Source organism: Shewanella woodyi ATCC 51908 (assembly GCF_000019525.1).
GTDB classification, from domain to species: Bacteria; Pseudomonadota; Gammaproteobacteria; order Enterobacterales; family Shewanellaceae; genus Shewanella; species Shewanella woodyi.
Genome location: NC_010506.1, coordinates 1468249 through 1482538, shown reverse-complemented (window position 1 = coordinate 1482538; position 14290 = coordinate 1468249). Strand labels below are relative to the sequence as shown.

General features: G+C 45.2%; 8 protein-coding genes. 5 read left to right on the top strand and 3 right to left on the bottom strand.

Features of this window, described 5'->3' with window-relative positions:
- Window positions 1-200 precede the first annotated feature (200 nt).
- The 3 genes from mak to SWOO_RS05840 are packed head-to-tail and all read right to left on the bottom strand — an operon-like array spanning window position 201 to window position 5069.
- Window positions 201-1103: a fructokinase gene (gene mak / locus SWOO_RS05850; RefSeq protein ID WP_012323789.1), complete on the bottom strand. Its 903-nt coding sequence runs from the start codon at window positions 1101-1103 to the stop codon at window positions 201-203.
- Between the two features lie 42 nt (window positions 1104-1145).
- Window positions 1146-3734, bottom strand: coding sequence for a glycoside hydrolase family 3 protein (locus SWOO_RS05845; RefSeq protein WP_012323788.1), 2589 nt, complete (start codon window positions 3732-3734; stop codon window positions 1146-1148).
- A 48-nt stretch (window positions 3735-3782) separates the two neighbouring features.
- Window positions 3783-5069, bottom strand: a complete 1287-nt coding sequence (locus SWOO_RS05840) for a sugar MFS transporter (RefSeq protein ID WP_012323787.1) — start codon at window positions 5067-5069, stop codon at window positions 3783-3785.
- 308 nt (window positions 5070-5377) lie between these two features.
- Here SWOO_RS05840 and SWOO_RS05830 point away from each other — a divergent pair, with 308 nt between their 5' ends.
- From SWOO_RS05830 to SWOO_RS05810, 5 genes are all read left to right on the top strand, one after another.
- Complete coding sequence (locus tag SWOO_RS05830) at window positions 5378-6718, top strand: GH1 family beta-glucosidase (RefSeq protein ID WP_012323786.1); 1341 nt, start codon at window positions 5378-5380, stop codon at window positions 6716-6718.
- A gap of 44 nt (window positions 6719-6762) precedes the next feature.
- Window positions 6763-8091 carry a glycoside-pentoside-hexuronide (GPH):cation symporter gene (locus SWOO_RS05825; protein WP_012323785.1) on the top strand — a complete coding sequence of 443 codons (1329 nt, stop codon included), beginning with the start codon at window positions 6763-6765 and terminating at the stop codon, window positions 8089-8091.
- A gap of 50 nt (window positions 8092-8141) precedes the next feature.
- Window positions 8142-9143 (top strand): LacI family DNA-binding transcriptional regulator, encoded by a 1002-nt coding sequence (locus SWOO_RS05820; RefSeq protein WP_012323784.1) that lies wholly within the window; start codon window positions 8142-8144, stop codon window positions 9141-9143.
- 305 nt (window positions 9144-9448) lie between these two features.
- Window positions 9449-12445, top strand: a complete 2997-nt coding sequence (locus tag SWOO_RS05815; protein ID WP_012323783.1) for a TonB-dependent receptor — start codon at window positions 9449-9451, stop codon at window positions 12443-12445.
- A 215-nt stretch (window positions 12446-12660) separates the two neighbouring features.
- A complete protein-coding gene (locus SWOO_RS05810) occupies window positions 12661-14247 on the top strand; it encodes a tryptophan halogenase family protein (protein WP_012323782.1) in 1587 nt (528 codons plus the stop codon).
- The last annotated feature ends 43 nt before the right edge of the window (window positions 14248-14290 follow it).

Here is a 14290-nt window from a genome sequence, read left to right as displayed (position 1 = left end):
TCATATTTTACCTAGTCTCAGTATCGAAAGTAGAACATGAATCATGGGTAAACTATCGACAATTTAAGTGAAAATCAAACAACAGAGAGTACGAACAGCCATAGTTAATTGCTAAATGGAGCAGATAGCATTACCCCTAATAAATACAAAAACCTGCATCATTGCAGGTTTTTGTTTTGATGTGAGTCATCTAGAGGGGGTTAACTATCTCTTCCCCATAACCAGGCTGCGCCTCTAACGCCGGATGAGGCACCATAGAGATTCTTAACCACTGGGGTTTCACACTCTCGACCTAGCACATAGTTGGGAAGCACCGCAGGTAGCTCAGTGTAGATGGCATCGATATTCGATACGCCGCCGCCCAATACGATGACATCAGGGTCAAGTACGTTAATGACATGGGCTAAGGAGCGTGCAAGTCTGTCGATAAAACGCGTAAAAGCTTGGGTAGCCAATGCATCGCCCTGCTCCATCAGCTGGGCTATCTCAATGCCACTAGCGGCTTCCCCACCAGACTCTCGAAAATCACGGACAAACCCTGTGCCTGAGATAAAGGTTTCGATACAGTCTCTATTGCCACAAAAACAGCTAGTTGAGTGGTGTTCATCAGGTGTCATCCATGGAAGCGGGTTATGGCCCCACTCTCCACCTATGCCATTACCACCTGCGTGTACTTGACCATTAATCGCGATACCTGCGCCGCAGCCAGTACCGATAATAACCCCAAACACCACTGCGCTGTTTTTAGCCGCACCATCTACCGCTTCCGATACGGCAAAGCAGTTGGCATCATTCGCCACCTTTACTTTCCGTGCTAACCGCTTACCTAAATCAACATCTAAGGGGTGACCATTAATCCAGGTTGAGTTGGCATTTTTTACCAAGCCAGTAAAGGGAGACACGATTCCAGGGATCCCAACGCCAATACTTGCTTTCTCACCTATCACAAGCTCAGCTTCATTGACCAGTTCAACAATAGCATCCAAGGTTGATGGGTATTGCCTTGGTGTGGGTACTCGCTTACGAAAGCGCTCTTCACCACTAGCATCTAACGCAATTAACTCAATTTTGGTACCACCTAAATCGATGCCAATTCTAAACATGAGCCTCTCTCCAACGATAATAAGTAAATTTAATGATTAGAATTAATGACATGAGACATCTGGCTGACCTTGATAATCAGGGAGCCAATAGATATTCGATAGACTCATGGTAATTTTCGCCTTCGAGGAGAACAGAAATGGGCTTTGAACTTTTGAAAGCTGATCACTGCTTAACTCAAAGCAGGCAAGATCCACCGATATTGTTTGCCACCCCGTGCCCGCGATCTGCTTAAATTTCTCTTCTAGCGCCACTGGGACTCCACAGGCCTTGTCACAAACCATTGATAGTTGTGTGCTCTGCGGGGTGAATTCATCAAGCTTAATATCAAACGAAACCGCTGTATTTCCCTGCTCATATGCACGTAAGTCTCGAGTAAAGTTTGCCCCAAAACGGATAACGCCCTGCTCTTTACCATCTAAGTTAAACTTACGTGCGTCCTCCTGCACCACCCTATCAATGGTTCGCATCACCACAGGACCACTGGTTTGTAAACTGGTGTTAATCAAGTCTTGATCAGCGCTTGTCCCTATGGATAATCGCCAAGGCGCCTTCACGGCATTTTTAAGTATTACTAAGGGGCGTAAAATATCTGAGTCGACAGGCTTAATCTCTGATACTAAGGCTGAGTCACCTTTATCAGCGTAAGATAAACCATGACCATACTTAAACAGAGGTTGGTAATCCTTATCAAAGCGATTTACCACAGCCTGCATAGGCGTTGATGGCCAAGAGAAAGAGAGCTTTCCTGTCATATCATTGACAACTTGACCGTCAGAGGATGAGAACAGAACGTCAGCGACCGCATCACCTTCACTTCCTGGAAGCCAAGCTACCACAAAGGAGTCCGATGCATTGAGTTCTGGATTAACCCATAAAGGACGTCCGGTAATAAAAATCGAAACAACAGGGATCCCTTCACTTTTAAGTCTTTTCAGTAGTGCCAGATCTCTTTTATCACCCCTTTGATACTCTAAGTTATCAATATCACCATTACCTTCGGCGTAGGGCTCCTCACCAAAGACGACAATCGCCACATCGGGTCGGTTTTCCTCGCTATACTGGCCAGCAATATCCAGTGTTGCAGTGCCACCCGCTTTAAGTACGGTCTCTTTTATCCCATCATAGATAGAGCTTGCACCTGGAAAGTCACTATTTTGATTGTCCGTTCCCTGCCAAGTAATACTCCAGCCACCAGACTGTTTACCTATGTTATTTGCACCATCTCCCGCAACCAGTACTCTCATCTTAGGGGAGAGAGGTAGGGTATTATGGCCATTTTTCAACAGCACCAAAGATTCCCTCACCGCTTGCTTGGCAACTTGGCGGTGACTTTCATGACCAATGAGCTCAAGCTTTCCAGATAATGGGCGATTTGCAGGGCTAGGTTTATTAAATAATCCAGCACGCACTTTGACACGTAAGATACGGCTCACCGCATCATCGATCCTCGCTTGAGATATCTGGCCACTTCTCACCTCTGCGATGGTGTTTTCATACAGAGGTTTCCACGCATCAGTGGGCACCATAAACATATCAAGTCCAGCATTGACTGCTTGTGGACAAGTCTCATTTGTACAACCTAACACCTGACCGTGACCGTTCCAGTCTCCCACAACGAAACCATCGAAACCCATTCGAGTTTTAAGAACATCGGTTAGCAGATACTCATTACCGTGGTTTTTTACCCCGTGCCAGCTATTGAACGAGGCCATCACACTTTGCGAGCCAGCGACCAAGCCTCCCACATAACCCTGTCCATGAAGATCAAACAGCCCCTGTTCATCAATCAAGTTATCTCCCTGATCAACGCCCTTTTCAGTACCGCCATCACCGAGAAAATGCTTAACCGTTGAGATTACGTGCTCAGATGAGAGAAATTCATCACCACTGGCCTCGCCTTGTAAACCTTCAACTATTGCGGCAGAGTAAGCCAGTACAATCTCAGGATCTTCAGAGTACCCCTCATAGGTTCGCCCCCACCTGTCATCACGTACAACAGCAACGGTTGGGGCAAACACCCAATCTATCCCTGTCACCATCACCTCTTTTGCGGTAATAGCAGCAACCTCACGGATAAGCTCAGGATTGTTAGCAGCGCCTAGGCCAATATTGTGAGGAAACAGAGTCGCCCCAATCACATTATTGTGTCCGTGTACGGCATCGGTTCCCCACATGGTTGGAATGCTTGACCCATCAAGGCTTGCATCAACCGATGCTTGATACATATTCTCAGCAAGAGCAATCCAATCGGAGGGGAGTGCATGCTTATCATTGTTGGGGTATGCCCCACCACCATTTAGGTAGGAGCCAAAGCCATATTGACGCATATCTTCGACACTAATATCGCGGATCTCAGGCTGGATCATCTGCGCTACTTTTTGCTCTAAAGTCATCCCCGCTAAAATCTCAGCGACCTTACCTTCAACCTCACTGCTATTACGGTGGGGGAGCTCAAGTGCTGGCCAGATATTGATATCCACTGCCTTACCGCCAAAAGCATAGCTTTGGAGGCCCTCTTTAGGCTCTAGATCTTCCTTTTGAGGTGCTACCTCTTTACTGCAACCACTGGTCATGGTTATTGCTAGTATCGTGATGGAAAGTAGCGAACGTTTGTATGCAAGCACACTCATAGTATCAAAACCTTTTAATTATAATGCGTCATTTGAGAGAGTGAAAAACTAGTGTAATGGCCGTTTTGCATCACAGCCTTTCATGCCGTAATAAGCAATAAACCCGTAGCAAAGCAGTGGTAAAGCAAAAGCTAATTGAATACCAAAAATATCAGCTAAGCCTCCTTGAAGCAGAGGAATAATGGCACCACCGACTATCGCTAAACATAAGATACCCGATCCCTGACTGGTGAATTGCCCAAGATCTTGCAGCGCTAAACTAAAAATTGTAGGAAACATGATTGAGTTACACAAACCCACGAGAAGCAGTGCCCACATGGCAAGACTCCCAGTGCTAAAGATTGCAAACACAATCAACACACAGGCTAATACCGCATTGAATGCCAGCACCTTACCAGCTTTAATCTTCTGCATGACCGCCGCACCCAAAAAGCGTCCCACCATAGCGCCACCAAAATAGTAAGCAATATAGTTTGCAGCTTCTGCATGGCTAAGCCCGGCAATCTCCTCCTGACCTAAAAAGCTGATCAGAAAACTACCGATTGACACCTCAGCTCCCACATAGACAAAAATGCCCACGGCGCCAAGAACTAAATGAGGATAATGCCAAGCACTGATACTATGAACACCTGGCTTTTCAGGCAATGATGAGCTTTTCTTCATCCCCAAAAGTGGCAATTTTAAACGTAAAAAGAGTGCCGCTATCAAGATTAATGTACCCGCTAAGATCAGATACGGCACCTGTACCGTACTTGCCTGGTAAGCGGCATCATTCAATACTTCAGAGTTTGTGCCCCCATGCTCTGAGGTCGATAAAATTAACCAGCTACCAAAAAATGGCGCAACTGTCGTCCCCAATGAATTAAAAGCCTGAGTCAGAGTCAATCGAGACGAAGCAGTGTTGGCAGGGCCAAGTACACTCACGTAAGGATTAGCGGCAACTTGCAGTATAGTGATGCCCGAAGCCAACACAAAAAAAGCCACAAGAAACATCCAGTAGGAGGCGAAACTTGCCGATGGATAGAAGAGTAAGCACCCCAAACATGCAATGGCAAGTCCAGTGACAATCCCCTTCTGATAGCCAATTTTTCCCACTAAACTTCCCGCAGGAATAGAGACGATAAAGTAAGCCCCGAAAAAGCAGAACTGAACCAACATCGCTTGGGTGTAGTTAAGATCAAACATGTTTTTCAGGTAAGGGATAAGAATATCATTGAGACAAGTGATAAAACCCCACATAAAAAAGAGTGAGGTTAGCGCCACTAAAGCAAAGCGAAAGTCCCCACTTTGGTGCGCACTCTGTGATTGCTCATTTAATACTGATGTACTCGCCATACACTACCCATCCCAATTGAATTTTTCGTTATCGTTAAGTGACAAATTGAGCCGGACCATAAAATATCCTAATCAATGATTGACCTTTCTCAGAGAAGCCACTAATCTCGATGTAAGCGCTTTCATTGTTAACATCGCGATAACCAAAGTCAACATGTTTTGCGACTATATTTCGACAACTGCGCACAATAACCGTGCTCTCAAAAACCAGAACTTCGAGAACCATGGTCAACAGAGCCAAGCACATTATCAAAAGTGAACACGCTAGCGTCGAACAACAACCCAGAATTAGAATAAGTGATGATTTAATGAAAATATCTTTACCAGAAGCGTCGAGGCTTAACCAAAAAGAGTTTACTTACGGCGTTGCCACCGCTTCGTTTCAAATTGAGGGGGGCTATGACTCCCGACTCCCCTGCATTTGGGATACCTTCTGTTCAACCCAAGGGAAGATCCGTGATGGTTCTGATGGCAAATCAGCCTGTGAGCACCTGAAACTATGGAAAGAAGATATTGAACTGATTGATTCACTGAACGTAGATGCTTACCGACTTTCACTCTCTTGGGGCAGGGTGATCAATCAAGATGGCAGCGTTAATTCTGAAGGAATAGATTTTTATATTCAGCTACTTGATGCCCTCAAACGCAAGAAGATTAAAGCCTTTGTCACTCTCTATCATTGGGATCTACCACAACATATTGAAGACAATGGCGGCTGGCTCAACCGCGAAACCGCCTTCCTGTTTCAAGACTATGCTGATAAAGTCAGCCAAATCCTCGGCGATAGAGTCTACTCTTACGCGACACTCAATGAGCCGTTTTGCAGCTCATACTTAGGTTACGAGGCAGGTATTCATGCTCCGGGGTTGGCACAGGTATCCTATGGCAGACAAGCAGCACATCATCTACTGCTCGCCCATGGACTCGCGATGCAGGTGCTGCAAAAAAACGCCCCACATAGCCTCAATGGTATCGTACTGAACTTTACCCCTTGCTATCCGGTCAGCGATTCTCTGCAAGATAAGAAAGCAGCAGCCCTTGCCGATGAATACTTTAACCAATGGTATATCAAGCCACTTTTCGATGGCCGTTACCCAGATATTATGGGCAGCTTAGAGGATAAGGATAAACCCGTTATTTTGGCGGGAGATATGGATATTCTGACTCAACCTCTCGATTTCTTGGGCGTTAATTTTTATACCCGAAATCGATATCAACACTGTCCAGAGCAAAGATTTAAAGAGATAACCATGCCTGATGTTCCTAGAACAGATATTGGCTGGGAGATCTACCCTCAAGCTTTTACGGACCTACTTATCTCTCTGGATAAATCCTATCAACTGCCTCCTATCTACATCACCGAAAATGGTGCAGCGATGGACGATAAACTGATAGCGCAATCGGTCAATGATCTAGACAGAGTTCAATATTACCAAGGTCACCTTGAAGCATTGGACAAAGCGATAGAAGCGGGCGTCAATATTCAGGGCTACTTCGCATGGAGTTTAATGGATAACTTTGAGTGGGCTGAAGGCTACCTAAAACGCTTCGGATTGGTATATGTTGACTACAATACGCAAGTTCGCACGATAAAAGCCAGTGGACTTGCCTATCGAGACTTTATTACAGCACGTCATACCGATAACTAAAATTTGATAAATAAATAGATAATAACAATAAAAAGGTACTCACCATGGTCAGTGTTAAAGAGAAGATTGCATATGGATTAGGAGATACTGCCAGTAATATCGTATTTCAGACGGTCATGTTGTTTCTAACGTTTTTCTATACTGATATTTTTGGGATCCCTCCCGCCTTTGTCGGTACCATGTTCTTAGCCGTGCGTCTTATAGATGCTATTACCGATCCCTTAATGGGGGCGATGACCGACAGAACCCAAACACGCTATGGAAAATTTAGGCCCTATCTGCTCTGGTTTGCCCTCCCCTTTGGACTCTTCAGTGTCTTGGCTTTTACTACGCCAGACCTCTCTGAGCAGGGAAAGATGATATACGCCTTTGTCACTTACACTGCGTTGATGATGGTTTATACCGCAATTAATATCCCCTACTGCGCATTAGGTGGGGTACTCACCTCCGATCCTAAAGAGCGTGTTTCAGTGCAATCCTACCGCTTCGTATTTGCGATGTTAGGAGGGCTATTAGTCTCGGGACTGACCTTACCTTTGGTTGAGTTTCTCGGTGAGGGAGATCAAGCTAAAGGCTATCAACTCACTATCACTGCCATGAGTATTTTAGGCGTGGCGATGTTTTTAATCTGCTTTTGGAATACTAAAGAGAGGCTCACTCCTTCTCAGCCCCACCAATCAAGCTTTAAGCAAGATGTCGGTTATTTGGTGAAGAATGATCAATGGCGCATCTTATGTATCGCATCAGTATGTCTGCTCTCAGGTATGGTGCTAAAAACTAGCCTAGCCATCTACTATGTAAAATACTTCCTGCAGATGCCGGATAAGATAACTCTTTTCATCACATTGGGTATGGTAGGTAATATTTTTGGTTGCATGTTAGCTCAGCCATTGGCGAAACGCGTCTGTAAAGTCAACGCGTACATCTCACTGCAATTGATTGCGGCGGCCTTATGTATTGCCACCTATTTTGTCCCGAAGGAGCAGGTGGAACTCGCTTTCGCCATGTTTATCCTATGGGGATTTGCGTTCAATATGGCCACACCACTGTTGTGGGCAAAGATGGCGGATACGGTTGATTACGGCCAGTATAAAGATGGGGTTAGGCTCACCGGCATTATCTACTCCTCAATTATTTTCTTTATCAAACTTGGCGTAGCCATAGGCGGAGCAGCAGCTGGCTGGTTACTCTCAGGTTACGGTTACCAGGCAGATGTAGAACAAACACCACAAACCCTAAATGGTATTTTACTCTCTTTCACCGTCTACCCAGCAGTAGGTTCTATTTTAGTTGCCATCGTTATGCGCAAATACACCCTAAAAAACAGCAAAGTTGATGAGATCCATCTCGAATTAAATAGAATGGAAAAATAAAAGCATGCTAATCTGCTAAAAATAGTTTCATCGGGGCAATCAAGGACAATATGGCCACCATCTATGATGTATCAGTATTGGCAGGTGTTTCCCTAGCGACTGTGTCTAGGGTGATGAATAAAAACACCAATGTCAGTGAGAAGACTAAAAAGAAAGTGCAAGATGCGATGGATCAACTGGGTTATCGACCCAGTTCCATAGCCCAATCACTGGCGTCAAACCGCTCTAACAGCATTGGTGTGCTAGTCTCTCAGCTCGATGGTCCGTTTTATGGCCCCATGATGACCGAGATTGAAACTGCGCTTCGCGATGCCAACAAGCATGTCATTATCGCAGCAGGACACAGCAACGAGACTCAAGAGAAAGAGGCTGTAGAGTTTCTCCTTGATAGAGGCTGTGATGCCCTCATCTTAGATGTTGAAGCACTCAGTGATGAGTACATCATTAACTTATGTCAGCAAAGCACGCCTATCGTATTAATTAACCGATTTATCAGCGAAATAGAGGAGAGATGTATCTACCTCAATAACGCTTTAGGTGGATACCTAGCGACAAAACATGTTCTGTCTCAGGGGCACACACAGCTAGCTTACATTGCTGGGCCACAATTTAAGTCCGATGCAAGAGAGCGCTTAGAGGGGCATAAACAGGCCTTAGCTGAATTTGAAGTGACCTTTGATGAGACTCTTTTTTTTGAGGGCAACTTTCGTGAACCCAGTGGGGTAAGCGCTATGGAGTATCTGCTCAAACAGGATAAGCAATTTACCTGCGTGATCAGTGCCAACGACCAGATGGCATCAGGGGCTATCGCCGTCAGCTTAGAGCGCGATATTAGCGTCCCCAAACAGCTGTCATTTATCGGCTATGATAACTCCCCTTTTCCCAAATATATCTCCCCTAAGCTCTCAACCGTCAGTAACCCAATTCAAGAGATGGGCAAAATGGCTGCACTTTGGGTATTAAAGAATGTATACAACAAGCCAGATTTGAGCATAGTAAACACATTTACCCCTCAATTAATTCTGCGAGATTCAGTCAAAAGCTTAAAATAGCGCACTGAAAGATAAAAATTGAAATGAGTGTGGCAGCTTGGCTGCCATCTCATAAACATAAGATAACCCACTATTAACTAATATAAAAACAGTCACTGTGCACCACAAAAAACCGCTTTAAAGCAACAAAAAATCAACTCAAATTAACCTTGGCGCAACCTTTCTGTTGACTGTGTTTAATAATTACTCTACCTTAAATGTAAGCGCTTACAATTGGGTTTATATAAAAAAACAAAAAGTGCTCAGATCAATAATAATCAAAGTAGGCAGAGAAGCAGTCGCCAAGCTTAACTGGGGAGAGTTCGATGGAACGTAAGCATTTTACTAAAACTAAACTGGCTAGCAGCTTGTCCTTAATATTGGGGGTAAGCGGTATCATGCCTGCTATGGCTGCAGATGATACTAGCCAAGATAAAAATATCGAAGTGATTCAGGTTTCAGGTATCCGCGGCAGTTTAATTAAATCAATGGATCTTAAGCGTGGCTCAGAAGGAATTGTCGATGCCATTAACGCCGAGGACATAGGTAAGTTCCCCGACAGTAACTTGGCTGAATCACTACAACGTATCACCGGCGTTTCAATCGATCGTCAAAACGGCGAAGGTAGCCGAGTATCGGTTCGTGGTTTCGGTGCCGATCAAAACTTAGTCCTACTTAATAATCGCCAGATGCCTGTGACCACAGGATCTCGCTCTTTTGATTTTGCCAATATCGCATCAGAGGCCATTAGCGCCGTTGAAGTAGAGAAAACAGCGCAAGCATCAAACCCAACGGGTGGTATTGGTGCCACTATCAATGTATTGACCCACAGACCACTAAGCTCTCCAGGTCTAAAAGCCTCTTTTGGGGCTAAAGCCGTTGATGACTCATCAACAGATAAAGGCTCTGTCACTCCTGAGTTATCAGGCCTGTACTCAAATACCTTTGCCGATGACAAATTCGGGATCTCTATTTCAGGCAGCTATCAGGAACGTGAAAGTGGTAATCAGCAAGCACAAGTTGGAACAGGCTGGCGCAGTTTTCCTGGCATAGTCGACCAAGATTGGGCTGGTTCAAATGCTGAATGGGGCGGCGTACCAAAAGATGCAAATCAGATAAATCGTCCAGGTGACGATGATGTGTATAGCGTACCGCAAACCACAGTCTATCGATTTGAAGAGCAGCAGCGTAAACGTACCAATGGTCAACTCGTGCTGCAATATCAGCCAACAGATTCAATTCGTACCACCCTCGACTACACCTATATGCGCAATGATGTCGATACTCAATTTCACGATGTCTCAGCTTGGTTCAACTTTGTGCCAACACAGGAGAGTACGTGGAGCGATGGCCCTGTCTCCTCGCCACTGGTTTATTCTGAACTTTATGATGCACCAGCGGATCTCTCTATGGCGGCTGGTGACTATGGCACCCGAGATCAAAGTGGTTCATTAGGCTTAAATATCGATTGGGAAGTGAGTGAAAACCTCTCTTTAGCATTGGATTATCATGACTCATACGCAGAGCGTACCCCTAACAGTCCGAACGGTAGTAGCAGCTTATTAAGCACAGCCGCTTTTGTTAGAACCAGTGCAGCGACAGACTTTACTGGTGATGTGCCCGTATTGGCCGTTGGCGGTGGCAATGCCGTTAGACCTGAAGATATGCGCGTGACAGGGTCAGTATTTACCAACGCAATTAACCGCTCAGAGATAGAGCAGTTACAGATTTCAGGAAGCTATGATCTTGAAGAGGCTGGCACTATCGACTTTGGCATAGCCATGACAGATGTGAATAACCACTCTCAATCGGTCAATGTTCAGCGAAACGATTGGGGAGGCGTTGGTTCAGAGGGAGATCTCGATGCAGCTTGGTTCCCACAAGACACAGTATTGGACAAGCTTGATGGCTCACAAGGTGATTTCTCAGACTACCAAGGCTCGGCGGCAACAGATCCACTAAACACCATCTTCCTTTGGGACTTTGAAGCGGTGAGAGCTCGCGCAGCAGAGCTTTATGCATCGAGCGCCGTTGGTGACTGTGGTAATGGGTTCTGCCCCTCAACAGATTATGCCAGTGACACCGATAGATTTACCCAAGAGGAGTCACAATCAGCCTATATTCAATATAATTATGCGGGTGACCTAGGCGATATGCCATTTGATGTGCATGTGGGCTTACGTTATGAAAAGACTGACGTCACCTCAACCTCTGCAGTATCAGCCTACGACACGGCAACTTGGATTGCCGAAACTGAGATTGCGCTATCGAGTTCAGCGGCTGATAACCGAGTATTCCAGACCCAAACCGGTGATTATGATTACCTACTGCCAAGCGTAAACTTCAATATTGAAGTGGTTGAAGATATCTATGTCCGCATGGCGTTTAGTGAAACCATAGGCCGTCCAGACTACACCTCCATTCAAGGTGGTACCACAGTCGGTACTCTTGCCAACAGAGGCGGAGGCAGTGGCGAAGCCGGTAACCCGAGTTTGTTACCGTTAGAGTCAACTAACTATGATATCTCAACGGAGTGGTACTATGATGAAGGCAGCTACGTCTCTGTCGGCTACTTTAGAAAAGATGTCACTAACTTTATTAGCTCAAACCCTGAAAATTCAAACCTCTACAATATTCCAGATCCATCAAATGGTCAGTATGTTCAGGAAGCCATCGCGGCTGGTGCATCAACTGCAATTGAGCAGAGACAATGGATTTTTGATAATTATGGCAGCACAGATCCTAACGTTAGCATCAACCCAGCTAACGGCAATATTGAGATAGCTGGTAATCCTGGCGATCCGGATCTCAACTTCCTCATCACTAAACCAACCAACAGCGATTTAAGCAATGTTATCGACGGTTGGGAGTTTGCCATTCAGCACTTCTTTGGTGAGTCAGGCTTTGGCGTGCAGGCTAACTACACCTTAGTTAATGCAGGTGATAGCTACAATAATGCCAACTTGGGTCGCCCAGGAGATCCGTCGCAAAATGTGATTAATGGTATCAGTGACACCGCTAACCTAGTGGGTATCTATGAAAACTATGGATTTACAGCCCGTATCGCCTACAACTGGCGTGATGAGTTTTTAAACTCTCAAGGACAAGGTACAGGTGCGAATCCACAATACACTGAAGCCTATTCGCAAGTTGATTTTAACATTGGCTATGACGTTCCAATGGTCGAAGGGTTAACAGTCTTTATCGAAGGTCTCAACATCACAGATGAGAATACTCGCGTGCATGGCCGTGCTAATGAGCAGGTCCTAAATTATACACAAACTGGAGCTAGGTACAGTTTAGGCGCACGTTACACCTTCTAACTGAGTTCTGCTAGAGGTCTTGAGGTATAAATTTGTTACCTCATTTTAATGTCATAGTGAATAGAGCCAGTCAATTTTGGCTCTAATGACAAACTTGAATCACAAGGAAGTGATCTCTTTCCTATAATGTGGAAGCAACGCAATAGCGATCAGAATAGATAAAAGTATGTTATACAAAGATAACGTCTTAACGTTACGGGGATAATAAATAGCACATGCACCAAGCGATCAGTAATATCATTATTGTAGGCGGCGGCACCGCTGGCTGGATAACTGCTGGAATACTGGCTGCTGAGCATAATACAGATAATGGCAAACTCCTCACTACCCCCAAACTCAATATCACCTTAATCGAGTCACCAGATATCCCTCCAATCGGTGTGGGTGAAGGTACTTGGCCTTCCATGCGTAACACTTTGACTAAAATTGGGATTAGTGAAACTCAGTTTATCATTGAGTGTGATGCAAGCTTTAAGCAAGGTTCGAGGTTTATTAACTGGCACAGTGAGCTTTCAGCACCCCATACGCCAAACAATGCCAATGATTACCTCCACCCTTTTAGCCTTCCTTTTGCACATCAAGAGATCGACCTAGCACCATTTTGGCTGGCTCACCAAGAGGAGGTCAGCTTTGCCTTAGCGGTATCGAGCCAAGATCAGTTAACTCAACTTGGATTAGCCCCTAAATCCATCTCAACCCCCGAGTATCACTTTCATAATAACTATGGCTACCACCTTGATGCAGGAAAGTTTAGCCAGCTACTAATGAAACACTGCACTGAGAAATTAGGTGTCAACTATATTAGCGACCACGTAGTCGGGATCAATGAACACACCAATGGTGACATTAAAAGTGTGCAGTGCACTCAGTCAGGTTCTGTTAGTGGCGACCTATTCGTTGACTGCTCAGGGCTGAAATCACTACTGCTAGGCAAGCATTATCAAGAGCCATTTCTCTCTCAAAAATCGGTCCTATTTAATGATAGTGCTCTGGCCATACAGATCCCCTATCCTGAAGAAAATAGCCCTATCGCCTCCTGTACTCTGTCCACTGCACAAGAGAGTGGCTGGATATGGGATATAGGCCTGCCCACACGCAAAGGAGTGGGCTATGTCTACTCATCAGAACATGCATCGGATCAAGAAGCAGAGAAAGCACTACTGGACTATATAGGAAAAGATGCCTATAAACGGGCTAAAACAGAGATAAGAAAGCTGGAGATAGCCCCGGGATATCATCAAAAGTGCTGGAGAAATAACTGTATTGCCATTGGGATGGCTGCTGGATTCATTGAGCCTTTAGAAGCTTCGGCATTAGCCCTAGTAGAATGGAGTGCTACGACTCTCGCCCAACAGCTGCCGCCAAATAGAGCATCCATGGAGCTAATAGCAACTCGGGTAAACAACCGCTATGTACAGCACTGGCAACAGATAATCGATTTTTTAAAACTTCATTACGTGCTTAGCAGTCGAAACAACACGCCCTACTGGCGTGATCATCAACAAACAAGCTCCATCCCCGACAGTTTACAATCACAGCTTGAATTCTGGCACTACCAAGTGCCATGCTCGCAAGATATCGATCACAAAGACCCACTATTTCCTGCGGCAAGTTTTCAATACGTACTCTATGGAATGGGGTTTCAGACTCAAAAGCCAACTTGCATCAAACCCTCTATGCTTCAACAAGCACAAACCATGTTCGTTGAGAATCAGAAGCGAACTCGCTCCCTGAGCCAGACCTTACCCAGCAACAGAGAGTTACTCGACAAAGTTAAACAGTTTGGTTTCCCTACTTTATAACAATAAAAATTCGACTCGATCGAACAACCATTAGGACCTATCA

Bases quoted from the DNA above. Each gene is read 5' to 3' on its own strand.
- SWOO_RS05825 (WP_012323785.1), top strand. From the start codon at position 6,763: ATGGTCAGTGTTAAAGAGAAGATTGCATATGGATTAGGAGATACTGCC.
- SWOO_RS05840 (WP_012323787.1), bottom strand. From the start codon at position 5,069: ATGGCGAGTACATCAGTATTAAATGAGCAATCACAGAGTGCGCACCAA.
- SWOO_RS05845 (WP_012323788.1), bottom strand. From the start codon at position 3,734: ATGAGTGTGCTTGCATACAAACGTTCGCTACTTTCCATCACGATACTA.
- SWOO_RS05830 (WP_012323786.1), top strand. From the start codon at position 5,378: ATGAAAATATCTTTACCAGAAGCGTCGAGGCTTAACCAAAAAGAGTTT.
- mak (WP_012323789.1), bottom strand. From the start codon at position 1,103: ATGTTTAGAATTGGCATCGATTTAGGTGGTACCAAAATTGAGTTAATT.
- SWOO_RS05820 (WP_012323784.1), top strand. From the start codon at position 8,142: ATGGCCACCATCTATGATGTATCAGTATTGGCAGGTGTTTCCCTAGCG.
- SWOO_RS05815 (WP_012323783.1), top strand. From the start codon at position 9,449: ATGGAACGTAAGCATTTTACTAAAACTAAACTGGCTAGCAGCTTGTCC.
- SWOO_RS05810 (WP_012323782.1), top strand. From the start codon at position 12,661: ATGCACCAAGCGATCAGTAATATCATTATTGTAGGCGGCGGCACCGCT.